This window comes from Microbacterium abyssi, assembly GCF_015277895.1.
Lineage (GTDB): Bacteria > Actinomycetota > Actinomycetes > Actinomycetales > Microbacteriaceae > Microbacterium > Microbacterium abyssi.
The window spans coordinates 1,623,941-1,650,029 of the sequence record NZ_CP063815.1; the positions used below are offsets into that span (position 1 = coordinate 1,623,941).

22 protein-coding genes and 1 tRNA gene are annotated in these 26,089 nt (G+C 68.8%); 2 read left to right on the forward strand and 21 right to left on the reverse strand.

Going from position 1 to position 26,089, the window contains the following annotated elements:
* Positions 1-4 precede the first annotated feature (4 nt).
* Positions 5-1,705: a DUF885 domain-containing protein gene (locus IM776_RS07880; RefSeq protein ID WP_194422420.1), complete on the reverse strand. Its 1,701-nt coding sequence runs from the start codon at positions 1,703-1,705 to the stop codon at positions 5-7.
* A gap of 37 nt (positions 1,706-1,742) precedes the next feature.
* On the reverse strand, positions 1,743-4,376 hold the full coding sequence (gene polA, locus IM776_RS07885) for a DNA polymerase I (RefSeq protein WP_194422421.1): 2,634 nt from the start codon (positions 4,374-4,376) through the stop codon (positions 1,743-1,745).
* Positions 4,377-4,436: 60 nt separating this feature from the next.
* On the opposite strand from polA, the gene IM776_RS07890 reads away from it, so the two are divergent.
* Positions 4,437-4,841: a hotdog fold thioesterase gene (locus IM776_RS07890; RefSeq protein WP_194422555.1), complete on the forward strand. Its 405-nt coding sequence runs from the start codon at positions 4,437-4,439 to the stop codon at positions 4,839-4,841.
* Between the two features lie 86 nt (positions 4,842-4,927).
* On the opposite strand, the gene IM776_RS07895 is transcribed toward IM776_RS07890, so the two are convergent.
* Positions 4,928-5,545, reverse strand: a complete 618-nt coding sequence (locus IM776_RS07895) for an ANTAR domain-containing response regulator (RefSeq protein ID WP_194422422.1) — start codon at positions 5,543-5,545, stop codon at positions 4,928-4,930.
* A gap of 102 nt (positions 5,546-5,647) precedes the next feature.
* On the opposite strand from IM776_RS07895, the gene IM776_RS07900 reads away from it, so the two are divergent.
* Positions 5,648-5,730 (forward strand) — tRNA-Leu (locus IM776_RS07900).
* A 25-nt stretch (positions 5,731-5,755) separates the two neighbouring features.
* On the opposite strand, the gene IM776_RS07905 is transcribed toward IM776_RS07900, so the two are convergent.
* The 18 genes from IM776_RS07905 to IM776_RS07990 form a co-directional block, all read right to left on the reverse strand.
* Entirely contained in the window at positions 5,756-6,304 is a 549-nt protein-coding gene (locus IM776_RS07905) for an esterase/lipase family protein (RefSeq protein ID WP_323741057.1), read from the reverse strand.
* 170 nt (positions 6,305-6,474) lie between these two features.
* Positions 6,475-7,923, reverse strand: coding sequence for a pyruvate kinase (gene pyk, locus IM776_RS07910; protein WP_194422423.1), 1,449 nt, complete (start codon positions 7,921-7,923; stop codon positions 6,475-6,477).
* 56 nt (positions 7,924-7,979) lie between these two features.
* Complete coding sequence (locus IM776_RS07915; RefSeq protein ID WP_194422424.1) at positions 7,980-9,446, reverse strand: glutamate synthase subunit beta; 1,467 nt, start codon at positions 9,444-9,446, stop codon at positions 7,980-7,982.
* Positions 9,439-14,010: a glutamate synthase large subunit gene (gene gltB / locus IM776_RS07920; protein ID WP_194422425.1), complete on the reverse strand. Its 4,572-nt coding sequence runs from the start codon at positions 14,008-14,010 to the stop codon at positions 9,439-9,441. The genes IM776_RS07915 and gltB overlap by 8 nt, the downstream gene beginning before the upstream one ends.
* An 88-nt stretch (positions 14,011-14,098) precedes the next feature.
* Positions 14,099-15,133, reverse strand: a complete 1,035-nt coding sequence (lgt, locus tag IM776_RS07925) for a prolipoprotein diacylglyceryl transferase (RefSeq protein ID WP_194419555.1) — start codon at positions 15,131-15,133, stop codon at positions 14,099-14,101.
* Positions 15,134-15,143: 10 nt separating this feature from the next.
* Positions 15,144-15,947: a tryptophan synthase subunit alpha gene (gene trpA / locus IM776_RS07930; RefSeq protein ID WP_194419556.1), complete on the reverse strand. Its 804-nt coding sequence runs from the start codon at positions 15,945-15,947 to the stop codon at positions 15,144-15,146.
* Positions 15,944-17,161 carry a tryptophan synthase subunit beta gene (gene trpB / locus IM776_RS07935; protein ID WP_194419557.1) on the reverse strand — a complete coding sequence of 406 codons (1,218 nt, stop codon included), beginning with the start codon at positions 17,159-17,161 and terminating at the stop codon, positions 15,944-15,946. The genes trpA and trpB overlap by 4 nt, the downstream gene beginning before the upstream one ends.
* On the reverse strand, positions 17,158-17,955 hold the full coding sequence (trpC, locus tag IM776_RS07940; RefSeq protein ID WP_194422557.1) for an indole-3-glycerol phosphate synthase TrpC: 798 nt from the start codon (positions 17,953-17,955) through the stop codon (positions 17,158-17,160). The genes trpB and trpC overlap by 4 nt, the downstream gene beginning before the upstream one ends.
* Before the next feature lie 2 nt (positions 17,956-17,957).
* The gene (locus IM776_RS07945; RefSeq protein WP_194419558.1) at positions 17,958-18,188 is read right to left on the reverse strand and encodes an HGxxPAAW family protein; all 231 of its coding nucleotides are present in this window, start codon (positions 18,186-18,188) and stop codon (positions 17,958-17,960) included.
* Positions 18,189-18,234: 46 nt separating this feature from the next.
* The gene (locus tag IM776_RS07950) at positions 18,235-18,825 is read right to left on the reverse strand and encodes a Trp biosynthesis-associated membrane protein (RefSeq protein ID WP_194419559.1); all 591 of its coding nucleotides are present in this window, start codon (positions 18,823-18,825) and stop codon (positions 18,235-18,237) included.
* Positions 18,822-19,178 carry a phosphoribosyl-AMP cyclohydrolase gene (hisI, locus tag IM776_RS07955; RefSeq protein WP_194419560.1) on the reverse strand — a complete coding sequence of 119 codons (357 nt, stop codon included), beginning with the start codon at positions 19,176-19,178 and terminating at the stop codon, positions 18,822-18,824. Before hisI ends, IM776_RS07950 begins: the two co-directional genes overlap by 4 nt.
* A complete protein-coding gene (gene hisF, locus IM776_RS07960) occupies positions 19,175-19,936 on the reverse strand; it encodes an imidazole glycerol phosphate synthase subunit HisF (protein WP_194419561.1) in 762 nt (253 codons plus the stop codon). The genes hisI and hisF overlap by 4 nt, the downstream gene beginning before the upstream one ends.
* On the reverse strand, positions 19,936-20,775 hold the full coding sequence (gene hisG / locus IM776_RS07965) for an ATP phosphoribosyltransferase (protein WP_194419562.1): 840 nt from the start codon (positions 20,773-20,775) through the stop codon (positions 19,936-19,938). Before hisG ends, hisF begins: the two co-directional genes overlap by 1 nt.
* A 37-nt stretch (positions 20,776-20,812) precedes the next feature.
* Positions 20,813-21,076 carry a phosphoribosyl-ATP diphosphatase gene (locus IM776_RS07970; RefSeq protein ID WP_194419563.1) on the reverse strand — a complete coding sequence of 88 codons (264 nt, stop codon included), beginning with the start codon at positions 21,074-21,076 and terminating at the stop codon, positions 20,813-20,815.
* Positions 21,073-21,753: a ribulose-phosphate 3-epimerase gene (gene rpe / locus IM776_RS07975; RefSeq protein WP_194419564.1), complete on the reverse strand. Its 681-nt coding sequence runs from the start codon at positions 21,751-21,753 to the stop codon at positions 21,073-21,075. The genes IM776_RS07970 and rpe overlap by 4 nt, the downstream gene beginning before the upstream one ends.
* Positions 21,750-23,114: an RsmB/NOP family class I SAM-dependent RNA methyltransferase gene (locus IM776_RS07980; protein ID WP_228479675.1), complete on the reverse strand. Its 1,365-nt coding sequence runs from the start codon at positions 23,112-23,114 to the stop codon at positions 21,750-21,752. Before IM776_RS07980 ends, rpe begins: the two co-directional genes overlap by 4 nt.
* A gap of 59 nt (positions 23,115-23,173) precedes the next feature.
* Positions 23,174-24,094: a methionyl-tRNA formyltransferase gene (fmt, locus tag IM776_RS07985; RefSeq protein WP_194419566.1), complete on the reverse strand. Its 921-nt coding sequence runs from the start codon at positions 24,092-24,094 to the stop codon at positions 23,174-23,176.
* A 36-nt stretch (positions 24,095-24,130) separates the two neighbouring features.
* Positions 24,131-26,071: a primosomal protein N' family DNA-binding protein gene (locus IM776_RS07990; RefSeq protein WP_194419567.1), complete on the reverse strand. Its 1,941-nt coding sequence runs from the start codon at positions 26,069-26,071 to the stop codon at positions 24,131-24,133.
* Positions 26,072-26,089: the final 18 nt, after the last annotated feature.

Sequence of the window (26,089 nt, forward strand, 5' to 3'; positions counted from 1 at the left end):
GCGGTTACTTCTTCAGCAGCGCGGTGCGGAGGGTGTCGAGGCCGACACCGCCGAGGTCCAGCGCCCGCTTGTGGAAGCTCTTGACGTCGAATGCGTCGCCCTGGTCGGCCTGGCACGCGTCACGCACCTGCTCCCAGATGCGCTGGCCGACCTTGTAGGAGGGTGCCTGGCCGGGCCAGCCGAGGTAGCGGTTCACCTCGAACTGCACGAACTCGTCAGACATGTTCACGTTCTGGCGCATGAATGCGAGTGCGTAGTCGGCATCCCATACACCCGTTCCGCTTGCACTGAGCCCGGTCGAAGTGTCGAGACGGTCCTTGCCGAGATGCACGCCGATGTCGAGCACCACCCGGGCCGCACGCATGCGCTGACCGTCGAGCATGCCCAGGCGGTCGGCCGGGTCATCGAGGTAACCGAGCTGCTGCATGAGCCGTTCGGCGTACAGCGCCCATCCCTCCGCATGACCCGAGGTGCCTGCGAGCAGGCGTCGCCAGGAGTTGAGCTCCCCACGGTTGTAGACCGCCTGAGCGATCTGCAGGTGATGCCCGGGAACGCCCTCGTGGTAGACGGTGGTCAATTCGCGCCAGGTGTCGAACTCGGTGACGCCCTCGGGCACCGACCACCACATGCGGCCGGGTCGGGAGAAGTCATCGGTCGGTCCCGTGTAGTAGATCCCGCCCTCCTGGGTCGGCGCGATCATGCACTCGATGGTGCGGATCTGCTCCGGGATGTCGAAGTGCGTGGCGGCGAGTTCGGCGACCGCGCGGTCGCTGGTCTCCTGCATCCACTTCTGCAGAGCGTCTGTGCCGTGGAGCTTGCGGGCGGCATCCTGCTCGAGATGCGCGACGGCCTCCTCGACCGTCGCGCCGGGCAGGATCTCGTTCGCGATCGCGGTCTGCTCGGCGACCATGCGGGCAAGCTCCTCGCGTCCCCACTCGTAGGTCTCGTCGAGGTCGACCTTCGCGCCGAGGAAACGACGGGAATGCAGCGCGTACAGGTCGCGGCCGACGGCGTCGACGTCGGATGCCGCGGGCGCGAGCGTGCCCGTGAGAAAATCCCGCAGACCGTCGTAGGCGACGCGAGCGGCCGCGGCGCTGTCGGCCAGATCACGAGCGAGGGATGCGGGCAGCCCGCCCTCGTCCGGCGCGGCGTCGGCGACGAACGAGGCGAAGAAGCCGTCATCCGCCGTGTACCGGACGATCTGGGCGGCGACTTCGGTGACCTGCCGCCGGGCGGGAACGATACCGTTCGCGATGCCCTGCTGCAGGGTTTCCGCGTAGCCGCGGAGGGCCGCCGGCACAGCGGCGAGTCGCTTCGCGATGACCTGCCAGTCATCCGCGGTCGTGGTGGGCATGAGGTCGTACACCTGACGGATGTCCTGAGCCGCGGATGCGATGACGTTGAGATCGCGCAGGTGCCACTGGGCGTCGTCGAACTCGAGCTCGAGGTCGAGCTCGCTGAGCAGATCGGTCTTGGTGACCTCGTCAATCTGATCCGCGGGAGTGAGCGCGGCGAGCTCGGTGCGGGCGTTGCGCACCGCGGCGACGTAGCGCTCGTGGCCTTCCGGACTGAGGTCGCCATAGCGGTCGTTCCACTCGTCCCGGCCGATGTACGTACCGAGGGTGGGGTCCAGTTCTGCCAGCGTGTCGACCCACTCTTCGGCGACCTTGTCGATCGCTGTGGGTGTGCGGGGGGTTTCCGTCATGAGCTTCAGCGTAGTGCGGGCTGCGGCCCGCGCGCTCCTAGTGCGCGGCCTCGTTCCAGTCGTGCCCGCGACCGACCTGCACGTCCAACGGCACGGACAGATCGGCGGCGCCGGCCATCTGCGTCTGCACGATCTGCTCGGCGGCGTCCCACTCTCCCGGAGCGACCTCGACGACGAGTTCGTCGTGGATCTGCAGCAGCACTCGGGAACGCATGCCGGCTTCGTTCAGATCGGCGTGGATACGGAACAGCGCGATCTTCATGACGTCTGCGGCGCTGCCCTGGATCGGGGCGTTGAGCGCGGCGCGCTCGGCGTTCTCACGAAGCACGCGGTTGGGGCTCGACAGATCGGGGAACGGACGGCGGCGGCCGAAGATGGTCTCGGTGTAGCCGACCTCCTTCGCCTTGACGACGGAGGCGCGCAGGTAGTCGCGCACCGCGCCGAACCGGGCGAAGTACTCGAGCATGAGCTGCTTGGCCTCGGACTGCTCGATGCGCAGCTGCTTGGAGAGCCCGAAGGCGCTCAGACCGTAGACGAGCCCGTACGACATGGCCTTGACCTTGGTGCGCATGGCCGAGGTGACCGCTGCGGGCTCGACGCCGAAGACGCGCGCGCCGACGAAGCGGTGCAGGTCTTCTCCGCTGTTGAAGGCCTCGATGAGCCCCGCGTCGCCGGACAGATGCGCCATGATGCGCATCTCGATCTGGGAGTAGTCGGCCGTCAGCAGAGTCTCGTAGCCCTCGCCGACTTCGAACGCGCTGCGGATGCGACGCGACTCCTCGGTGCGCACCGGGATGTTCTGCAGGTTCGGATCCGTGCTGGACAGACGCCCGGTCTGGCTGCCGGTCTGCACGTAAGTCGTGTGGATGCGGTCGTCATCCTTGATCGCCGTGTCGAGCGATTCGATGATCTGACGCAGCTTCGTCGCCTCTCGGTGCTGCAGAAGAAGATCGAGGAAGGGGTGTGGATGGCTCTCCTGCAGGTCGGCGAGCACCGCGGCGTCCGTCGAGTAGCCGGTCTTGGTCTTGCGCGTCTTCGGCAGCTGCAGATCGTCGAAGAGCACCTCCTGAAGCTGCTTGGGCGAGCCGAGGTTGAATTCACGCCCGACCAGAGTGAACGCCTGAGTGGCCAGGCCGTCGGTGCGCGCGGCGAGTTCGCCGGAGAACGTCGACAGGACGTCGTGCGACACGGCGACCCCGGCGATCTCCATGTCGGCGAGGACGAGCAGCGTCGGCAGCTCGATGTCGGTGAGGACGGCGGCGACGGACTCCGGCAGGTCCTCGCGGATGGCCGCGGCCGTGCGCAGAATGAACCACGCCTCCTGAGAGGGCGTCGCGCCGTCGGTCTCGGGAACCAGCTGAGAAGGATCGGCGACGGGGAGCTTCTCGCCGAGGTAGCGGTCGACGAGGTGCGAAAGCGTCTTGTCGGGCAGGCTCGGCCGAAGCAGCCAGCCGGCGAGCAGCGTGTCGTAGGCGAGCCCCCCGATGCGGATGCCGGCGCGCAGCAGCGCCTTCACCTGAGGCTTGGCGTCGTTGAACACCTTCGCGGCGTCGGACTCCAGCCAGGGACGCAGCGCGTCGGCGACATCGTCGGACCAGTCGATCTCGTGCAGCTCGGTGAGGCTGGCGACGCCGATGCGGGTGACAGCGCCGCCGTTCGTGACCACCGTCACACCGAGCTCGAGGTTCTGCGCATCAAGCCACGCGGCGAGGTCGGCGGCGGTGCTCTGGAGCGGCGCGGGCAGGTCGACGGCGGGTTCGGAATCGACGGACTCCTCCGCTGCGCCCATGGCGTCGAACACCCGGGGCAGCAGCGTGCGGAACTCCAGCCGGGCGAAGATGTCGCGGATGGCCTGGACGTCGGCGGGGGCGACGATGAGATCGGCGGGTGCGACCGGCAGCTCGACATCGGTGAGCAGACGGTTGAGCTTGCGGTTGCGGCGCACAGCATCCATGTGCTCGCGGAGATTGCCGCCCACCACGCCCTTGATCTCCTCGGCGCGTGCCAGCAGCTCGTCGAGCGAGCCGAACTGGGTGAGCCACTTGACCGCGGTCTTCTCCCCCACCTTCGGCACGCCGGGCAGGTTGTCGCTGGTCTCGCCCACGAGGGCGGCGATGTCGGGGTACTGGTCGGGGCGGACGCCGTAGCGCTCCTGCACGGTCGTGGGGTCGTAGCGCTTGAGCTGCGAGACGCCCTGGACGGACGGGTACAGCAGCGTGACCTCGTCGTTCACCAGCTGGATGGTGTCGCGGTCGCCGGAGACGACGAGCACGTCGTACCCCTGCTCCGCCCCCTGCTTGGCGAGGGTCGCGAGGATGTCGTCGGCCTCGATGCCCTCCTGCGTGAGAACCGGGATCGACATGGCGGCCAGGCAGTCCTGCAGAAGCGGGATCTGACCCCGGAACTCCTGCGGCGTCTCGGAACGCGTCGCCTTGTACTCGGGGTACTCGTCGGTGCGGAACGAATGCCGTGACGTGTCGAATGCGATCGCCATGTGCGTCGGCTGCTCGGCCTTGATGAGGTTCACGAGCATCGACAGGAAGCCGTAGATGGCGTTCGTGTGCTGGTTGTCCTTGGTCGTGAAGTTCTCGACCGGAAGAGCGAAGAACGCCCGATACGCGAGCGAGTGGCCGTCGACGACCATGAGGGTAGGCTTTGCGGAGTCCGTCACTCTGACAGCCTAACGAGGACGGCAGACACCCGCTCAGGAGGACGCGTGACCGATACCCGGATGACCGGACTGGAGTGGGCCACGCAGCGTGGCATGGGCGCGCTGGCCGAGAAGATGGGCATCGAGTTCACCGAGTTCTCGGTCGAGCGCAGCGTCGCCACGATGCCCGTCGAGGGCAACACCCAGCCAGTCGGATTGCTGCACGGCGGCGCCTATGTCGTTCTGGGCGAGTCCCTCGGGTCGATGTCGGCGAACCTCGCCGCAGGCCCCGGCCGGCTCGCGGTCGGCGTCGACATCAACGCGACCCACACGCGCTCCGCGACCTCGGGGATCGTGACCGGCGTGTGCACCCCGATCCACCTGGGACGCAGCGTGATGGTGCACGAGATCGTCGTGACCGACGATCAGGACCGTCGGTGCTCGACCATCCGCATCACGAACATGATCAAGAGCCTGCCGGACTGAGCGCGGTAGGTTTCGACTCGCTTCGCTCGCTCAACCTGAGTCGGTTGCGGGTCAAGGCCGCTTCGCGGCCTTGACCCGCAACCGACTCACTTCTTCGGCGCGAGCTGCTCGATGATCGCCTTGGCGACGTCCTGCATCGTGAGGCGACGGTCCATGGACGCCTTCTGGATCCAGCGGAACGCCTCCGGCTCGCTGAGGCCCATCTTCTCGTTCAGAAGCCCCTTGGCGCGATCGACGAGCTTGCGGGTCTCGAAGCGCTCGACCATGTCGGCCACCTCGGCCTCGAGAGTGATGATCTGCTCGTGGCGGGCCAGCGCGATCTCGATCGCCGGCAGCAGGTCGTTCGGCGTGAACGGCTTGACGACGTACGCCAGGGCGCCGGCCTCGCTGGCGCGCTCGACGAGCTCCTTCTGGCTGAATGCGGTGAGGAGGACGACCGGGGCGATGTTCGCTTTGTGCAGCCGTTCGGCGGCGCTGATGCCGTCGAGCTGCGGCATCTTCACGTCCATAATGACGAGGTCGGGGCGCAGCTCGGTGGCCAGGGCCACAGCCGTCTCGCCGTCACCGGCTTCGCCGACGACATCGAAGCCGTTGTCGCGGAGGATCTCGACGATGTCGAGTCGGATCAGCGATTCGTCTTCGGCGACGACGACGCGTCGCGGGGCGGATGCCGTGGGCTGCTCAGACTGTTCTTGCTCGGTCACATGACCATTCTAGGGGACGGCCGCTCCCCGCCCGCCGCATCCGCGCAGGTGTGGAAGGGAAGGCAGCGCACCCTGCGCTAAAGTCGAAGGCGCGACATGCGAGCCGGCGTGGCGGAATGGTAGACGCGGAGCACTCAAAATGCTTTGTCCGAAAGGACGTGTGGGTTCGAGTCCCACCGCCGGCACAAGACCTGGATGCCCTCGCGCGTCTCAGTCGCCGGCAGTGACGAGCGCCGAGAACTCCACGAGGACCTGTGGGTGCGCGAGGATGCGGAAGTGCCCCCCGGTGGCGAGTCGCACGTTGCGCGCCCCCACGAGCTCGCTGCCCTCCGGGATGTGCGGATCGAACTCGCCGAACACCGAGACGACCCGGCCGTTCACGTCCTGATGCCGGGCGATCGCGAGGATCGAAGGATGAACAGGTGAGAAGGCGCGCAGGGTCTGCCCCGGCATCATGCGCGCGTAGCGCGAACCGCTGAACGGCGTGGCTACGGCCAGCATGCTCGCCACGCGGCCGGCTTCCGGGCCCACCATCACCAGCTTGCCGGCCAGACCGCCCTTGCTGTGGGCCACCAGCACGACATCGCGGAGGTCGGCGGCTTCCAGGAATGCGGTGACTTCGACTGCCGCATCCGCGACGGGGCGCTGATTGCGTCTGAGCGTCTCGATCACATGCACGGGATGCCCGCGACCGTGAAGCTGCTCGATGAGCGGCTGGAGGAACTTCCACGACTCGTACACGCCGGGCAGCACCACCACCGGTGCGCGGTCGCCCGAGGCGAACGACCGTGGATCGGTTCGATTGAAGATCGCCCTGAGCTGCCAGCGTGCGGCGTAGGCGTAGTCCAGCAGCCACCACGACGCGTGCCGGACCGCACGTACGACGGAGGGGCGAAGCCGCAGCCCCGCCCCTCCGTGCGCATGTCCGGTCAGGCGCCCGCCTTGTAGATCGGCGCCGCTCCGTTCACGGCATCCCCGACCTTGTGGACGCGGATGTCGTTGGTGGAGCCGACGATTCCGGGAGGCGATCCGGAGATCACGACGACCTTGTCACCCTCGACCGCGAGATCGTTGTCGAGCAGGTACTCGTCGACCTGGTGGTACATCAGGTCTGTGTGCTGGACCATCTCGACCAGCGTGGAGCGGATGCCCCAGGTCAGTGCCATACGGCGTCTGATGCTCGGCTCCGGAGTGAAGGCCAGCATCGGGATGCGCGAGCGCAGGCGCGACAGGCGTCGAGCGGAATCGCCGGACTGCGTGAACACGCAGAGGTACTTCGCGTCGACGAACTCGGCGACTTCGAGAGCCGCCAGCGTGATCGCCCCGCCCTGCGTGCGCGGTTTGGTGGTCAGCGGTGCGATCCGCTCCAGGCCGTGCTCCTCAGTGGACTCCACGATGCGCGCCATGGTCTCTACGACGACGATCGGGTACTCCCCCACGCTGGTCTCGCCGGAGAGCATCACGGCGTCGGCGCCGTCGAGGACCGCGTTGGCGACGTCCGAGGTCTCTGCGCGGGTCGGCACGGGGCTCGAGATCATCGACTCGAGCATCTGCGTCGCGACGATCACGGGCTTGGCGTTGCGGCGGGCGAGCTCGACGGCGCGCTTCTGCACGATCGGCACGGCTTCCAGAGGCAGCTCGACGCCCAGGTCGCCGCGGGCGACCATGATGCCGTCGAACGCGTCCACGATCTCCTCGAGTGCGTCGACGGCCTGCGGCTTCTCGATCTTGGCGATGACGGGAACCTTGACGCCCTCTTCCGCCATGATCTCGTGCACCCGCTCGACGTCGGCGGCGTTGCGCACGAACGACAGGGCGATGATGTCGGCACCTGTGCGCAGACCCCAGCGGAGGTCGGCTTCGTCCTTCTCGCTCAGAGCCGGCACGTTCACGGCCACCCCGGGCAGGTTGATGCCCTTGTTGTTGGACACGGCGCCCGCCACGATCACCTTGGTGGTGACGACCGTTCCGTCAGTCTCGACGACCTCGACGCGGACCTTGCCGTCGTCGATGAGGAGGAAGTCACCGGGCTTGACGTCCTGCGGCAGGCCCTTGAACGTCGTGCCGCAGATCTCGCGGTTGCCGACGATGTCTTCCGTCGTGATCTTGAAGATGTCGCCCTCGGCGAGCTCGTACGGGCCCGCCTCGAACTTGCCGAGCCGGATCTTCGGACCCTGCAGGTCTACGAGCACGGCGACCGCGCGGCCGGCGTCGTCCGCGGCGCGGCGGACGTTGGCGTAGTTGGCGTCGTGGACGGAGTAGTCACCGTGGCTGAGGTTCAGCCGAGCGACGTCCACCCCCGCATCGATGATGGCTCGGACGTTCTCATAACTCGACGTTGCCGGGCCCAGCGTGGCGACTATTTTCGCGCGTCTCAACAGATACTCCAGGGTAAGAGGTCGGGGGAATTGGTGGCGACGGTGCCTTCGCCAGCCTACGCGGGCTGCAGGCCGATTGCGACATCCGTGGGTGCCACCGGCGCGGGGAGCACCGTGGTTCCCATCAGGTGCCGGTCGACGGCGGCAGCCGCCGCGCGCCCCTCTGCGATCGCCCACACGATGAGCGACTGACCGCGCCCGGCATCCCCTGCGACGAACACGCCGGGAACGGTCGTCTCATATGCGTCATCGCGACGGAACGCGCCGCGATCCGCGATCTCGGGCCGCACGTCGTCGGTGAAGCTCTCGGTCTCCGGGCCGGTGAAGCCCATCGCGATGAGCACCAGGTCCGCAGGGATCTCGCGCTCAGTGCCGCTCTTGGGCACGCGGCGGCCATCGACGTACTCGGTCTCGGCGACGCGCAGCGCTCGCACCTCGCCGGCCGCGTTCGCGAGGAACTCGACGGTCGACGCCAGGTACTGGCGCTCACCGCCCTCCTCGTGCGCGGACTGCACCTCGAAGACGGTCGGCATCATGGGCCAGGGCTGGTGCTCCGGACGCTGGTCGCCAGGCTGCGTGCCGATCGCGAGGTTCGTCACGCTCAGTGCGCCCTGTCGGTGGGCGGTGCCGATGCAGTCGGCTCCGGTGTCGCCGCCGCCGATGACGATGACGTGCTTGCCCTCCGCGGTGATCTGGTTCGGCACGGCATCTCCCGCGACCGCCCTGTTGGACTCCACGAGGTACTCCATCGCGAAGTGCACGCCGTCGAGGTCGCGTCCGGGGATCGAGAGGTCGCGCGGCACCGTCGAGCCGGTGGCGAGGACGACCGCGTCGTAGCGCGCGCGCAGATCGGCCCAGCTGATGTCCTTGCCGATCTCCACGCCGGCACGGAACCGTGTTCCCTCCTCCTGCATCTGACGCAGGCGGGACTCGAGCTGGTTCTTCTCCATCTTGAAGTCCGGGATGCCGTAGCGCAGCAGCCCGCCGATGCGGTCATCGCGCTCGAACACGGCCACGGTGTGCCCTGCACGGCTGAGCTGCTGTGCTGCGGCGAGACCGGCAGGACCGGACCCGACGACGGCGACGGTCTTGCCTGTCAGCCGCTCCGGCGGCTGTGGCTCGACCCAGCCCCTCGCGAAGGCCTCGTCGATGATCGACACCTCGACCTGCTTGATGGTCACTGCGGGCTGGTTGATGCCCAGCACGCACGCGCTCTCGCACGGCGCAGGGCACAGTCGGCCGGTGAACTCGGGGAAGTTGTTCGTCGCGTGCAGGCGCTCGATGGCCGAGCGGTCCTCGCCGCGCCACGTGAGGTCGTTCCACTCCGGGATCAGGTTGCCGAGCGGGCAGCCCTGGTGGCAGAACGGCACACCGCAGTCCATGCAGCGCCCCGCCTGGCGGCGCAGCACGTTCTTGTCGCCGGGCTCATAGACTTCTTTCCAGTCCATGATGCGCACGGGAACCGGGCGGCGCGCGGGGAGCTCGCGCTCCGTCACCTTCAGAAAGCCCTTGGGGTCAGCCACCGGTCACCTCCAGGATGCGGTTCCAGACGGCGTCGCCGTCGGGATCGATGCCGGAGGCCTCCGCCTCCTGGCGCATGGTCTGCACTGCCGCGAAGTCACGAGGCAGCACTTTCACGAACTCTGTTGCGACGGATTCGAAGTCCGCCAGCATCCGTGTCGCGAGCGGTGAATCGGTGCGCTCGACATGCTCGACCAGCAGGCTCCGCAGCACTTCGAGATCGGCCCTGTCCAGTGCCTCCAGGCGCAGCTCTCCGCTCTCCCGGGACTGCTGGTTCACGCTGTCTGTCGACAGCGCGTGGACGTAGGCGATGCCACCGGACATTCCGGCCCCGAGGTTTCGTCCCGTCGTTCCGAGGATCACGGCGAGACCGCCGGTCATGTACTCGAGCGCGTGGTCGCCCACGCCCTCGACTACTGCTGTCGCGCCGGAGTTGCGCACCAGGAACCGCTCGCCGACGACGCCCGAGATGAACATCGAGCCGGACGTCGCCCCGTAGCCGATCACGTTGCCGGCGATGACGTTCTCATGCGGGGCGATGGTGGCAGCGCGCGGGGGGCGCACGACGACGTCGCCTCCGGAGAGGCCCTTGCCGACGTAGTCGTTCGCGTCTCCCTCCAGCCGCAGCATGATGCCGGCCGGCAGGAAGGCGCCGAGCGACTGCCCGGCGGTGCCGTGCAGGATGACGTCGATCGTCTCTCGCGCGAGTCCCTCAGCACCGAAACGGGAGGTGACCTCGTGGCCGAGCATCGTGCCGACCGCGCGTTCGGTGTTGCGGATCGGCAGTTCGATGACCACCGGCGCCCGCTCCTGCAGCGCGTCCTGCGCCATCCGGATGAGCTGCACGTCGAAGTGCTCGTCGAGCTCGTGGTCCTGAGCGCGCGCGTGGCGGCGCGGCTCGGATGCCGGGAACACGGGCCCCTCGAGGATCGGCGTCAGGTCGAGCCCGTGCGCCTTCCAGTGCTCGATGGCGGCATTCGCCTCGATGAGGTCGGCGCGGCCGATGATCTCGTCGAGGGAGCGGAAGCCGAGCTCGGCGAGCAGCTCGCGCACCTCTTCGGCGATGAACTCCATGAAATTGACGACGAACTCCGGCTTGCCGGTGAACCGCTCGCGCAGCGCAGGGTTCTGGGTCGCGACGCCGACGGGGCACGTATCGAGATGGCACACGCGCATCATGATGCAGCCGCTGACGACGAGCGGAGCCGTCGCGAACCCGAATTCCTCAGCACCCAGCAGCGCGCCGATGATGACGTCGCGGCCGGTCTTGAGCTGACCGTCGACCTGCACGACGACGCGATCGCGCATGCCGTTGAGCATGAGAGTCTGCTGCGTCTCGGCCAACCCGAGCTCCCACGGGGTGCCGGCGTGCTTGAGCGAGTTCATCGGGCTCGCGCCGGTGCCGCCGTCGTGACCGGAGACCAGGATGACGTCGCTGAGCGCCTTGGCGACACCAGCGGAGACCGCGCCGATGCCGGACTGGCTGACCAGCTTGGTGTGGATGCGGGCGTTCGGGTTCGCGCGCTTGAGGTCGAAGATGAGCTGCTTGAGGTCTTCGATCGAGTAGATGTCGTGGTGCGGCGGTGGGGAGATGAGCCCGACGCCGGCGGTCGCGTGACGCGTGCGCGCCACCCACGGGTACACCTTGGTCGGCGGCAGCTGACCGCCCTCGCCGGGCTTGGCGCCCTGCGCGAGTTTGATCTGTATGTCGTCGGATTCGGTCAGGTACAGGCTGGTGACCCCGAACCGCCCCGAGGCGACCTGCTTGATGGCACTCCGGCGCTCCGGGTCGAGGAGGCGGTCGACGTCTTCGCCGCCCTCCCCCGTGTTCGACTTGCCGCCGATGCGGTTCATCGCGATCGCCAGCGTCTCGTGCGCCTCGCGCGAGATGGAGCCGTAGCTCATCGCGCCGGTCGAGAAGCGCTTGACGATCGCGCTGACCGGCTCGACCTCGTCGATCGGCACGGGCGGGCGGATGCCGGTGCGCAGGCCGAACAGTCCGCGCAGCGTCTTGAGCTCGGCGGCCTGATCGTCGACGAGCTTGGTGTACTCGCGGAAGATGTCGTAGCGCCGTGTCCGCGTGGAGTGCTGCAGCCGGAACACCGTGTCGGGATTGAACAGGTGCGGAGACCCGTCGCGTCGCCACTGGTACTCGCCGCCGGTCCACAGCCGCTCATGGGCGCGGGCTGCGGCATCCTCGGGGTAGGCGTAGTCGTGTCGCGCCTGGTTCTCGGCGAAGACGTCCTCGATGCCCATGCCGCCGAGCTTCGTCTCGGTGCCGGTGAAGTACGCGTCGACGAACTCCTGGCTGAGGCCGATCGCCTCGAACACCTGAGCGCCCGCATAGGAGGACACGGTCGAGATGCCCATCTTCGACATGATCTTCAGCACGCCCTTGCCGAGCGCGTAGATCAGATTGCGGACGGCTTTCTCCGGAGGGATCCCGGCGATGAAGCCGGTGCGCACCAGGTGCTCGACGGTCTCCATCGCGAGGTACGGGTTGACCGCCGAGGCTCCGTAGCCGATCAGCGTCGCGACGTGGTGCACTTCGCGCACGTCGCCTGCTTCGACCAGCAGACCGACCTTCATGCGGTTCTGACGGCGGATGAGGTGGTGGTGGATCGCCGAGACCATGAGCAGCGACGGGATCGGGACGAGATCCTTGTTCGAGTCGCGGTCGGACAGGATGATGAACTCGGCGCCGCCCTCGATCGCAGCGTCCACCTCGGCGCACATCTCGGTGAGACGCTCCTGCATCGTGTGGTCGCCGGCGTCGAAGTGGTACAGGCCGCTGATCGTGACCGCGGAGCGGCCGGGCAGAGCCCTGTCGATGTAGCGGATCTTGGCGAGCTCGTCATTGTCGATAACCGGGAAGTCGACCGACACCGTGCGGGTGTGCTCCGGGCCCCAGCTGAGCAGATTGCGCTCGGGGCCGAGGGACGAGCGCAGGCTGGTGACGACCTCTTCGCGGATGGAGTCCAGCGGTGGGTTGGTGACCTGGGCGAACTGCTGGGTGAAGTAGTCGAACAGCAGCCGCGGACGCTCGCTGAGAACGGCGATCGGAGTGTCCGATCCCATGGCGCCCAGCGGCTCGGCGCCGGTCTGCCCCATCGGGGTGAGCAGCAGCCGCACCTCCTCTTCGGTGTACCCGAAGGTGCGCTGGCGGCGCGTGATGGATGCCGGCGGATGCACGATGTGCTCGCGCTCGGGAAGATCCGCCAGCCGCACAGCACCCTCATCGAGCCACTGCTGCCACGGGTGCAGAGTCGCGAGCTCGTGCTTGATCTCCTCGTCCTCGACGATCCGGCGCGCGGCCGTGTCGACGAGGAACATCTTGCCCGGCTGCAGGCGGCCGCGCCGCTTGATGCGCTCGGGCTCGAACTCCAGCACACCGGTCTCCGAGCCGATGACGACCAGGCCGTCGGTGGTCTCGGTCCATCGTCCGGGACGCAGTCCGTTGCGGTCGAGCGTCGCGCCGACGTGCGTGCCGTCGGTGAAGATGAGCGCGGCGGGGCCGTCCCACGGCTCCATCTGGTTCGAGTGGTACTCGTAGAACGCGCGCAGCTCGGGTGAGATGTCGGTCTGCTTCTCGTAAGCCTCGGGGACCATCATCATGATCGCGTGCGGCAGGCTGCGACCGGTGAGCGTCAGCAGCTCGAGCACCTCGTCGAAGGACGCCGAATCGCTCGCGCCGGGCGTGCAGATGGGCAGCAGCGGGCGTACGTCGCCGAGCAGCTCGGACTCGAGCTGCGACTGGCGTGCGCGCATCCAGTTGCGGTTGCCGCCGACGGTGTTGATCTCGCCGTTGTGCGCCAGCATGCGCAGGGGCTGCGCGAGCGGCCACGACGGGAACGTGTTGGTCGAGTAGCGGGAGTGCACGACCGCGAGCTCGGAGGCGAAGCGCTCGTCCTGGAGGTCGGGGTAGAACGGCTCGAGCTGCAGCGTGGTGACCATTCCCTTGTAGCCGAGCGTGCGGCTGGACAGCGAGACGAAGTAGGCGCCGAGCTCGTGGCCGGCGCGCTTGCGCAGACGGTAGGCGACGCGGTCGAGCGCGATCCCGGAGAGGCGGCGGTCGGACCCTGCCGGGGACCGCACGAACAACTGCTCGAACGCGGGGCGGGCCTCATCGGCGAGCTTGCCGAGGTTCTCGTTCGCGGTGGGGACGACGCGCCATCCGAGGACCTCCAGGCCCTCCTCGCGGGCGATCTTCTCGACCCCGGCCTTCTGGGTGCGGCGTTCGGTGGCCTGCAGCGGGAGGAAGGCGAGCCCGGCGGCGTACTCGCCGGCATCGGGCAGTTCGAAGTCTGTGACTTCACGCAGGAATGCGTCGGGCATCTGGGTGAGGATGCCGGCCCCGTCACCGGTGCCGGCGTCGGAGCCGATCGCACCGCGGTGCTCGAGGTTGCGCAGCGCTTGAAGCGCCAGCGCGATGATGTCGTGTCCTGCGGTTCCACGCAGGGTGGCGACCATGGCCAGGCCGCAGGCATCCTTTTCGAATGCCGGATTGTACAGCCCCTGCTTCGGGGGGTAGGCGCCGGAGGCACCGTAAGGAGGCTGGAAGTACATCGAATACCGCCCTCAGGTAATCAGGTGACACCGGGGACGTCGTCGGCCCGCTCGTTCAGTGCAATGGATTCCTCACTCGACGAGGAGGTTATCGGGAACTGTCCTCGCTCCTGGGAGCAGTGCTTGTGGCGGTGGCTCCAACGGTGACTTCGGTCGGAGGCTCGCTCACGTCGACGAAGTCATCGAGATCGTTCTGCGATTGTACCCCAGCGTCCGCATCCTCCCGGCCCCGCCCGGGCATGTACGGCGACGGCTCTGTTCCGGGGTGCCGCCGCGTCTGCACGATGAGGATCACGATGCCGACGACGACGCCGATGATCGCTGCCCATACGTTGCTGCGCAGACCCAGGATGATCTCGCTCGGGTCGATGCGGATGGACTCCCACACGATGCGTCCTGCGCTGTACCAGATCAGGTAGATCGCGAACAGCTTGCCCCACTGCAGCCGCAGGCGCTTGCCGATCCAGAGCAGGACGATCACGCCGAGTCCGTTCCAGATGACCTCGTAGAGGAACGTGGGGTGGAACAGCGTGCCCTCGGCGAGGCCGGGAGGGAACGCCACGTTGTCGGATTCGATCTCCAGTCCCCACGGCAGGTCGGTGGGAAGGCCGAACAGCTCGTGGTTGAACCAGTTGCCGAAGCGGCCCATGGCTTGTGCCAGCAGCAGGCCGGGCGCGAGTGCATCAGCGAACGTCCAGAACCGGATGCCCGTCCACCGGCACCCCAGATAGGCGCCGACGGCGCCGCCGATGAGCGCGCCGAAGATGGCGATGCCGCCCTCCCAGATCGCCCAGACCGAGCCCGGCTCGAACGGGTTCCAGGTGTTCTTCCCCTCGCCGAAGTAGAAGTTCGGGTGGGTGAGCACATGGAAGATGCGCGCGCCGATGATCGCGAGCGGCACGGCGAGGATCGCGATGTCGATCACGACCCAGGGCTCCGCTCCGCGCCTGGTGAGGCGGTGATTCGTGAGCAGGGTGGCGGCGATGATTCCCGCGATGATGCACAGCGCGTAGTAGTGGATACGCAGGTTGAAATCGAAGATCGGGATGTCGAAGTAGCTGACCTCGGGGCTCGGGATGCTGGTGAGCACGCCGTTGAGGGCGCTGTGGAACGCGAGGGACATGAGTGCGATTCTAGTTCTCGTGTGAGCGGACTGCAGACGGCGTGCCTGCAGCGAGGTTCCTGGTGACGTCGGCGAGGGCGGGAAGTCCGCCGTCGCCGAGTGCGCGCACCAGAGCGGTGCCGACGATCGCGCCGTCCGCGTAGTCGATGACGCCCGCGATCTGGTCGGCGGTGGAGATGCCGATGCCGACGCAGGCGTTCTGCGCGCCGTGTTCGCGCAGACGCGCCACGAGCGTGCGCGCGGCCTGATCGAGCGAGGCGCGCTCCCCCGTGATGCCCATCGTCGAGACGGTGTAGACGAAGCCGGTCGAGGACTTCACGACCAGCTCGAGACGTTCGTCGGTCGACGACGGTGCCGCGAGGAAGATCCGGTCGAGCCCGGTGCGCTCGCTGGCGGCGATCCACTCCGCCGCGGCATCCGGCGTGATGTCGGGGGTGATGAGACCTGCGCCACCGGCGGCGAGCAGGTCGTCGGCGTAGCGGTCGACGCCGTACTGCATCACCGGGTTCCAGTACGTCATCACGACCACGGGGACGTCGGTGGCGGCGGTGATCTCGCGCACCGCGGTGAACAGGTCGCGCATCCTGAACCCGTTCGCCAGCGCGGCCTGGGTGGCCTGCTGGATGACGAGTCCGTCCATCACAGGGTCGCTGTAGGGCGGGCCCAGCTCGATGATGTCGACGCCGTTCTCGGCGAGCGTGATGGCCGCCTTGATGCTGGTCTCAAGGTCTGGGAAGCCGACGGGGAGATAGCCGATGAAGGCTCCTCGCCCGGCATCCTTGGCCGACTCGATGGCGGCTTCGACGCGGCTCATCGGGTCTCCTCTGCGGCATCCGCGTCGTACAGCTCGAAGTAGCGGGCGGCGGTGTCCATGTCCTTGTCGCCGCGACCGGAGAGGCAAACCGCGATCACGGCGTCCTCGCCCATCGCGTTGCCGAGCCGGATCGCCCCTGCCAGCGCGTGGGCGGACTCGATCGCCGGGATGATGCCCTCCGTGCGGCTGAGCAGCCGCAGCGCCTGCATCGCCTCGTCGTCGGTGGCAGGGATGTACTCTGCGCGGCCGATGTCGGCGAGCCAGGAATGCTCGGGCCCGACGCCCGGATAATCGAGCCCGGCGGAGATCGAGTGCGACTCGATGGTCTGGCCGTCCTCATCCTGGAGCACGTAGGTCTTCGCGCCGTGCAGCACGCCGGGTCGACCGCGCTCGATGGATGCCGCGTGCTTGTCGGTGTCGACACCGTCACCGGCTGCTTCCACACCGTAGAGCTTCACCTCGGCGTCGTCGAGGAACGCATCGAACATGCCGATCGCGTTGGAGCCGCCGCCGACGCAGGCCACGACGGCGTCGGGCAGGCGTCCGATCTCGTCGAAGAGCTGCTGGCGCGCCTCTTCGCCGATGATCTTCTGGAAATCGCGCACCATGGCGGGGAACGGGTGGGGGCCCGCAGCCGTCCCGAAGATGTAGTTGGTCGTCTCGACGCTCGCCACCCAATCACGGTAGGCGTCGTTGATGGCGTCCTTGAGCGTGCGCGATCCGGTGGTCACGGGAACGACCTCGGCGCCCAGCAGACGCATGCGCGCGACGTTGAGCGCCTGGCGCTCGGTGTCGACCTCGCCCATGTAGATCGTGCAGTCCAAGCCGAACAGGGCTGCGGCGGTCGCCGTGGCGACACCGTGCTGGCCCGCGCCGGTCTCGGCGATCACGCGGGTCTTGCCGAGGCGCTTGGTCAGCAGTGCCTGTCCGAGCACGTTGTTGATCTTGTGACTGCCGGTGTGATTGAGGTCTTCGCGCTTGAGGAACACGCGCGCTCCCCCGGCGTGAGCGGCGAAACGCGGCACCTCAGTGAGGGCCGACGGGCGGCCGGCGTAGGAGGCGAGCAGCTGCGCGAGCTCAGCGCGGAACTCGGGGTCGGCGATGGCAGCCTCATAGGCGACCGTGAGCTCGTCGATCGCGGCGATGAGCGATTCGGGCATGTAGCGGCCGCCGAAGTCGCCGAAGAACGGGCCGTGCTGGTCACGCAGGCTCACAGGGATCCCCTCTGCTCATCGTCTCCTGCCGAGAGGAAGCCCTGCAGCGTGGCGACCGGGTCGCCGGTCACGAGCGCCTCGCCGATCAGCACGACGTCGGCGCCGGCTGCGCGGTAGTGCGTCACGTCGCCAGGTTCCAGGACGGCGGACTCGGCGACCTTGATGGTGCCGACGGGAATCCGGTCGACGAGGCGTCCGAACAGGTCGCGGTCCAATTCGAAGGTCGACAGGTTGCGTGCGTTGACGCCGATGAGCGAGGCGCCGAGGTCGATCGCGACCTCGAGCTCCTCCGCCGAGTGCGTCTCGACGAGCGGGGTCATGCCGAGTTCGAGGATCAGCGCATACAGCTCCTGCAGCACCTGCTGCTCGAGACCTGCGACGATTAGCAGCGCGAGATCGGCACCCGCGGCGCGGGCTTCCAGCACCTGATACGGCGTCGCGATGAAGTCCTTGCGCAGGACCGGCAACGACACGCGGGAGGTGACGGCCTCGAGGTCGGCGAGCGAGCCGCCGAAGCGGCGCTCCTCGGTGAGGACGCTGATCGCGGAGGCGCCGCCGGTCTCGTACAGCGACGCCTGGCGGGCGGGATCGGGGATCTCCGCGAGGGCGCCGCGAGAGGGGCTCGCACGCTTGACCTCCGCGATGATCTTGACGCGGGATGCGGGGGCGAGGGCCGCGAGGACGTCACGGGCCGCCGGGCGCGCCAGAGCAGCCTTCTCGACCTCGGCGAGCGGGCGCGTGAGAGCGCGACGCTCGGCGTCTTCGACTGCGCCGGCCGTGAGGTCGGCGAGCACCATCAGTGGCCCTTCGGCGTGTACTTGGGTCCGTTGACGCCGTAGCCGGCCTTGGCGAGGATCCAGCCGAGCAGCAGCCCGATCACGATGATCCCGACGGACACCCATACGAAGACGGGCTGCGCGAGGCAGAACGCGATGGTGCCGGCGAAGAAGCCGAACAGCATGACCACCACGGCGGTCCAGGCCGCAGGCGAGTGTCCGTGGCCGGGGTCGGCGATCGGGTTGGTCATGTTCTCCTCCGAGGCGGTCGTGGGTGTGTGAATCAGTCTATCGGGGTCACCGGGTCGGATCGGTCCCGCGAGACAGGTCGTCCCACGAATTGATCGCGTCGACCGGGCCGTCGTTGTCCGCGTGAGCCGCGGCATCCGTGCGGAAGCGGCGTCCGCCGCTCTTCCAGCGGTGCGCGGTCGCAAGCGCGAATACGGCCGTCACGATGAGCAGCACCCAGCCGATCAGCGCCAGCACGGGCCACGCCGAGGGCTCGATCGACGCGATCATGTCGGCGAGCGTGGTGCTGCCTGCGAGGCCCGTCGCCTGGGTGACGGTCGGTGCGACGGACGAGATCGGGGTGGCGAACAGGATCTCCGCCGTCCACCAGGTCAGCAGACCGCCGGCGAGCAGGGCAAGCGCGGCGAAGATGTACCGCAGCACCCGCCCGACGAGCGCGAGGGCTGCGCCGACCGCGAGGACGGCGAGGCTGAGCGGTGCCAGCAGCGCCATGGCGTCGGCCCCCGCTACCAGGATCGGCTCCCCTGCATCCGCTCTTGTCACGGTCAGCCACGTCTGGGTCGACGAGATGATGCCGACACCGCCGGCGAGCAGCAGCCCGATGACGCTGACGCTGCGACCGCGACGCGTGACGTTCATTCGGTGACACCGTCGACGGCGTCGAGGTCCGCGGCATCGAAGCAGGTGCGGGTACCGGTGTGGCAGGCGGGTCCGGTCTGGTCCACGCAGAGTAGGACGGCGTCGCCGTCGCAGTCCAGGCGCGCCTCCTTGATGCGCTGGATGTTGCCGGACGTGTCGCCCTTGCGCCAGTACTCCTGGCGCGAGCGCGACCAGTAGGTGACCCGACCTGTGGTGAGGGTGCGACGCAGCGCCTCGGCATCGAGCCAGGCGAGCATGAGCACCTCGCGGGTGTCCCACTGCTGCACGATGGCGGGCACGAGCCCATCGGCGTTCCAGGCGACCTGGGCGATTCGCGTCTCGAGATCACTCATCGGACCACGATCCCTTCTGCGCGCATGGCGTCCTTCACGTCTCCCACCGTGAGGGCGCCGGAGTGGAAGACGCTCGCGGCGAGCACAGCATCCGCGCCTGCCGTGATGGCCGGTGCGAAATCCGTCACCGCCCCCGCTCCGCCGGAGGCGATGACCGGGACGGACGAGACCTCGCGCATGAGCCGGACGAGCTCGAGATCGAATCCGTCGCGGGTGCCGTCCGCATCGATCGAGTTCACGAGCAGCTCCCCCGCGCCGCGCTCGATCGCCTCGCGCGCCCAGTCGACGGCATCCAGCGTCGTTGCGGTGCGGCCGCCGTGCGTGGTGACGACGAATCCGGAATGCGTGCCTGAGGCGCGCTTCACATCGAGGGAGAGCACGAGCACCTGTGCGCCGAACCGGTCGGCGATCTCGCCGATCAGGTCGGGACGCGCGATGGCTGCGGAGTTGACTCCGACCTTGTCGGCGCCGACGCCCTGCAGACGTGCGACGTCCTCGACGCTGCGCACTCCCCCGCCGACGGTGAGCGGGACGAACACGTGCTCGGCCGTGCGCTGCACGACGTCATAGGTTGTGGAGCGATCATCGACCGTGGCCGTGACGTCGAGGAACGTGATCTCGTCCGCGCCCTGCGCCGCGTAGTGGGCGGCGAGTTCGACCGGGTCGCCCATGTCGCGCAGGTTCTCGAAGTTCACGCCCTTCACGACGCGTCCTGCGGCGACGTCCAGGCACGGGATGACGCGACTGGTGAGCGTCATCAGAGCCTCGCAGCGTGGATGGCGGTGACCAGCAGGGCGCGCGCGCCGATCGAGTAAAGGTCGTCCATCACCTGGTTGATCCCCTTGCGGGGCAGCATGACGCGCACGGCGACCCACTCGGGGTCCTGCAGCGGCGAGATCGTCGGGGACTCGCGACCTGGCGCGATCGCGGCGGCCTTCTCGACGAGGTTCGCAGGCAGATCGAAGTCGAGCAGCACGTAGCGACGCGCGACGATCACGCCCCGCACGCGTCGCAGCAACCGCTCGGTGCCATCGACGTCACCGGGGCGGCTGATGAGCACGGCTTCGGATTCGATGATCACGGGGCCGAAGATCTCCAGCCCCGCCTGGCGCAGCGTGGTGCCGGTTTCGACCACGTCGGCGATCGCGTCGGCGACTCCGAGCTGCACGGCGGACTCCACAGCGCCGTCGAGGGGCACGAGCGTCGCCTCCACGCCGTTCTCGCGCAGGAACGCGTCGACGAGCCCGGGATAGGCCGATGCGATGCGGACGCCTGCGAGATCCTCGATGCTGTGGAACCGACCGGGAGGCGCGGCGAACCGGAACGTCGAGTGTGCGAAGCCGAGCGCCTCGATCTCACGGGCCTGCTGCGGGACGTCTCGGAGCAGGTCGCGGCCGGTGATGCCGACATCGAGGGCGCCGGATGCCACATAGGTGGCGATGTCGCGCGGGCGGAGGAAGAAGAACTCGACGTCGTTGGGCGCGTCGATGACGTGCAGGGTCTTGGAGTCGCGGCGGCCGGCGTATCCGGCCTCGGCGAGCATCTCGGCGGCGGTCTCGGCGAGCGAGCCCTTGTTGGGAACAGCGATGCGCAGCATGGGGAGCTTTCAGATCAGAGGGACGAGGCGGGGCGCATCAGAGATGTCGGTACACGTCCTCGAGCGTGAGCCCTTTCGCGAGCATCATGACCTGCAGGTGGTAGAGCAGCTGCGAGATCTCCTCTGCGGCCTCGGCATCCGATTCGTATTCGGCGGCCATCCAGACCTCGGCGGCCTCTTCGACGATCTTCTTGCCGATGGTGTGCACGCCGGCGTCGAGCTCGGCGACGGTGCCCGATCCCTCAGGACGGGTCTCGGCCTTGACGCTGAGCTCGGCGAACAGCTCGTCGAAAGTCTTCACGATTCAAGGCTAGCGGCTCGCGCACGGTCTCGAAGCCCGGCGATGGCCGCCTCGATGCTGTTCGCGCCGTACACCGCGGAGCCCGCGACGAATGTGTCGGCACCGGCCTCGGCGGCCTGCGCGATGGTCGCGTCGGAGATGCCGCCGTCGACCTGGAACCAGGGGTTCGAACCGCGCCTGCGCGCCTCGGCGACGAGGGCGCGCAGCTTCGACATCGTCTCGGGCATGAAGCCCTGGCCGCCGAAACCGGGCTCGACCGTCATGACCAGGATCTGATCGAACTCGTCGAGGATGTCGTACAGGCTCTCCCCCGCCGTGCCGGGTTTGATCGCGATTCCGGCGCGGGCGCCGATGTCGCGCAGCCGTCGCGCCAGCGCTGTGGGGTCGGCCGCCGCCTCGAGGTGGAACGTGACGCTGGCGGCTCCCAGCTCTGCGTAGCCGGGCGCCCAGCGGTCGGGATCGTCGATCATGAGGTGGACATCCAGCGGGATCGGGCTCGTCGCCTGGATCCGCTCGACCATCTGCGGACCGAACGTGAGGTTCGGGACGAAGTGATTGTCCATGACGTCCACGTGGGCGAAATCGGCCGTCGCGATGCGGGCCAGATCGGCCTGCATGTTCACGAAGTCGGCCGAGAGGATGCTCGGGTTGATGCGGGGCGCTTCGGGAAGGCTCATCGGTCTGCTTCCTGTGGGGTGCGTTGCAGGAGCGCGAGGAACATGGCATCGGTGCCGTGACGGTGCGGCCACAGCTGCACGCGCCCGGTGCCGTCTCCGGCGAGGTCGATCGGGCTCTCGGAGACGGATGCCATGACGGCTGCGGCGTCGAGCTCGGAGATGTCGTCGCGCGTGCGGAGCACCTCCGCGACGATGGCGGATGTCTCGGCGAGGTGCGGAGAGCAGGTGACGTAGGCGACGATCCCGCCGGGCGCGACGGCGTCGAGCGCGCCGGAAAGGAGCTCGGCCTGGAGCGCGGCGAGCTCGGCCACGTCGGAGGGCGATTTGCGCCAGCGCGCCTCCGGCCGTCGGCGCAAGGCGCCGAGGCCCGTGCACGGCGCGTCGACGAGGATGCGGTCGAAACGGCTGTGGTTGGCGGCCGTGAAGTCGCGGCCGTCCTGCTCGTGCACCGTCACCTCGCCGGGAATCGCCTTCAGCGCGTTCCGGACGAGACGAGCGCGGGTGGGGACGACCTCATTGGCTTCGAGCACGACGTCGTTCTCACGCGCGATCGCGGCGAGCAGGGCCGTCTTGCCACCTGGGCCGGCGCAGAGGTCGAGCCACTTCTCTCCCGCCGCGATGGGGCGGGCGGCCGTCAACGCGAGGGCCACGAGCTGGGAGCCCTCGTCCTGTACGCGCACTGTACCGCCGGACGCCGAGATGACGGCGTGCGGGTCGCCGCCCGGTGATCCGAAGGCGCCGGATGCATAGGGTCTGCGCGGTTCGCCCGGTTCGGCGAGACCCGGGAGTGCCACGAGCGTCACCTCGGGCGAGGCGTTGTCGGCTTCCAGCAGCTCTTCCAGCTCGTCTGCGCGGCCCTCGGCCGTCAGCGCACGGCGCAGGGCGCGGATGATCCATACCGGATGCGCGGTGCGGAGCCCCAGCCTCTCGTCGTCCGACCGGGCACCCGCCTCGATCCGCTCCTGCCACTGGCCGGGGGTGTCGCGCGAGATGCGGCGGAGCACGGCGTTGGCGAAACCGGCGGGCCCTCGTCCGACCTCGGTGGCGACGAGGTTCACGGACTCGTTGACTGCGGCGTGCGAGGCGACGCGGGTCGAGAGCAGCTGGTGGGTCGCCAGACGCAGTGCGTCGAGCACCGCAGCATCGATGTCGGAGATCTCTCGTCCGGCCGCGGACGCGATGATGGCGTCATAGGTGCCGCGACGGCGCAACGCGCCGTAGGTGAGTTCGGTGGCCAGGGCGGCATCCTGCGGGCTGAGGGATGCTTCGGCGATCGCTGACGGCAGCACGAGGTTGGCATAGGCATCCTCCTCGGTGACGGCGCGCAGCACGTCGTAGGCGACGCGCCGAGCCGGTTGCACGCGGCGAGGCTGCGGTGCGCCGCTGCTCGGGCGTCGTACCGGGCGACGCTGCGGGGCGCTCATGATCCGGCTCGCAGGGTGTCATCCGCGCGGAGCCCGCGCCACCAGTCGGCGGCGTTCATCGCCGGCTTTCCGGCCGGCTGCACCCGGGTGACCGACAGCGGCCGGGTGGCCGTGCCGATCAGTACCGCGTTCTTGGCAGCGATGATCTCCCCCGGGGCGAGCGGCTCTGCCCCTGCGGCACGTGCGGCCGCGAGAATCTTCACACGCAGGCCGCCGATCGTCGTGTGCGCACCGGGCTCGGGGGTGACGCCTCGGAACCTCGCGTAGACGGCACCCAGCGGGGTGCTCCAGTCGAGCGCACCGTCCTCGAGCGTGAGCTTGGGCGCCGTGGTCGGCGCGCCCACCTGGGGGTGCGCGACCCCCGTGCCGTCGGCGATGCTCGCGACGACGTCGGCGGTGAGGCGGGCGCCGTCCTCGGCGAGCAGCTCGAGCGCGATGTCAGCGGTGGCGTCGGCCGGGACATCCGCGGTGCGCATCGCGAAGACGTCACCGGCATCCAGCGCCGGCACGAGCTGGAAGACGCTGGCGCCGAGCTCCGCATCGCCGGCGATGAGGGCGCGCTGCACGGGAGCCGCGCCTCGCCACCGGGGCAGCAGGGAGAAGTGCAGGTTGATCCAGCCATGCTCGGGAGTCGACAGCAGCGGCTCGCGGACGAGCCCGCCGTACGCGACGATCACGCCGAGCTCGGGGCGCAGTGCGGCGACCCGGCCCGTGGCGTCCTCGTCGAGTCGTGCGGCCTTGACGATCGGAAGGCCGAGCTGTTCGGCGACCTGTGCCACCGGTGACGGCGTGAGCACGCGCTTGCGACCGAGCGGCGCGTCAGGACGGGTGATGACCGCCGCGACGTCGTGCGATGCGGCGAGCGTGCGCAGTGTCGGAATGGCGGCCGCCGGTGTGCCGGCGAAGACGAGACGCATGAAGGTGCTCCGGATGAATGACAGCTCGGGGATGGATCAAAGCTCAGGATCGAGCATATCGAGGCGCACCGCGAGCGGGATCCGATTGCTCTGGGCCCGGCCGCGGCGACGCTTCACCGCCTCGGCCACGACGGCGGCGCGCAACGTGGTCGACACGATGGCACCGGCGCCGTACTCGAAGCGCACCAGGGCGCGGACTCTGCCGTCATCGCTCTCGATGGGCACAGGACCGAGGACCGCGTCGGCGGGCAGCGGCAGCTCACGCAGCGCATCGATCGCTCGCGCGACGGATGCCGGAACACCCTCGACAAGTGCGACGCGGGTCGACGGCGGCAGATGCAGGGGCGCCCTGCTCTCCAACTCGGAGCGGGCGTAGGCGGGTTGGGTCCAGGTTGCGAGTGCCCGGCCGACCGGGCCGTCCACTCCGACCAGGTGGATAGGGTCGCCCGGTGCGGCGAGAGCGGCGGCGTTCGACCACCAGCGCAGGCACGACTCACCGATCCGCAGGTCGGGTGCCTGGAGCATCCGTGAGCCGTCCAGGAGCAGCACGGCCCGATATCCACCCTCGGCGATCGGCTCGGCGCCGCGTGTCGCGATGACCAGCGCGGGCTTCGCGGGCACGCGCTCGACGGGGTGGGCACCGTCGGCGATGATCACGCGAACACCGGGAAACGCGCGACCGAGTTCGTCGGCGGTGCGCTCACTGCCTGATGCGGCGAGGCGCAGCTTCGTGGAAGAGCACGAGGGGCAGTGCCACGCGCGCGCCGACCTGCCGCACCACCCGCAGACCGGAACCGCTCCGCGGTGGGAGGCGCCGAGCGGACCTCCGCAGTGCGCGCAGCGGGCCGGCGCGCGACAATCCGCGCACACCAGCGTCGGCGAGAAGCCCGGCCGTGCCACCTGCACCAGCACGGGTCCCTCGTCCGCAGCCTTTCGAGCGGCGGCGTACGCGCCCGAGTGCACTCGCCGGCCGGGCTGCTCCATCTCCTGTGGGCTGCTGAGCACGATTCGCGGAGTGACGCGACGCTCCGCACGGACGTCGGTCAGCCAGCCGCGCAGCACGAGACGCTCGACATCGCTCGTGCGGGTGTGCCCCGCGAAGAGCAGCGCCGAGCCTTCCTGCTCCTGACGGACGAGCATCGCGTCCCTGGTGTGCACGTAAGGGGCGAGAGGCTCACTGTAGAGCGGGTCTCCGTCGTCCCAGATGGCCACCAGACCCGCCTGCACAGGTGCGTAGACCGCCGAGCGGTTGCCGACGACGATGCACGGCGCCTCCTCGAGCGTGCGCAGGAATCCGCGGTAGCGTTCGGGGTTCGTCTGCCGCGAGTCGTGACGCACGATCGCCTCCGCCGGTACGAGCGCCTCCAGAGCGGCGAGCAGGCGATCGAGGTCGCGATGGTCGGGTACGGCGATGATCGCTGACGAGCCGGATGCCAGCACCCGCGCGGCGGCGGCGGAAAGAAGCTCCGTCCACGGCAGCACGTCTCCTCGCATGCCGGGGATCGCCTCGACAGCCCCCCGCCCGCGGGCGTTGAGGAGCTCGACGAGCCCGGAGTACTCCGTCAGCACGGCATCCGCCCGCCCGAGCACTTCGCCCGACGGCAGGGCGGCGACGGCGTCCGCCTTCCACGCCTTCTCGACGCGCACCTGGCGCTTGGGGACGACCAGACGCAGGATGTCGGATGCCGAACCTGCAGCACGATCAGCGACGCGACGAGCGAGACGGTACAGGCGCTCGGGCAGCACGGGCACGAGCGAGATGACGCTCTCCACTGTCGAGAGGGCGCGCTCGGAGTCGTCCTCCTCGGTCACCTCGACCACGTACGCGTCGATCATGCGGCCGGCGGTGCGCAGCGGCACGCGCACCCTCGCACCCACCGGGACGTCACCGAGTTCGTCCGGCAGGACGTAGTCGAACAGGCGGTCCAGCTGCGGGAGCGGAGAGTCCAGCAGCACCCGCGCGACGCGCCGGCTCAATGCCGGGCTCCGCGCGTA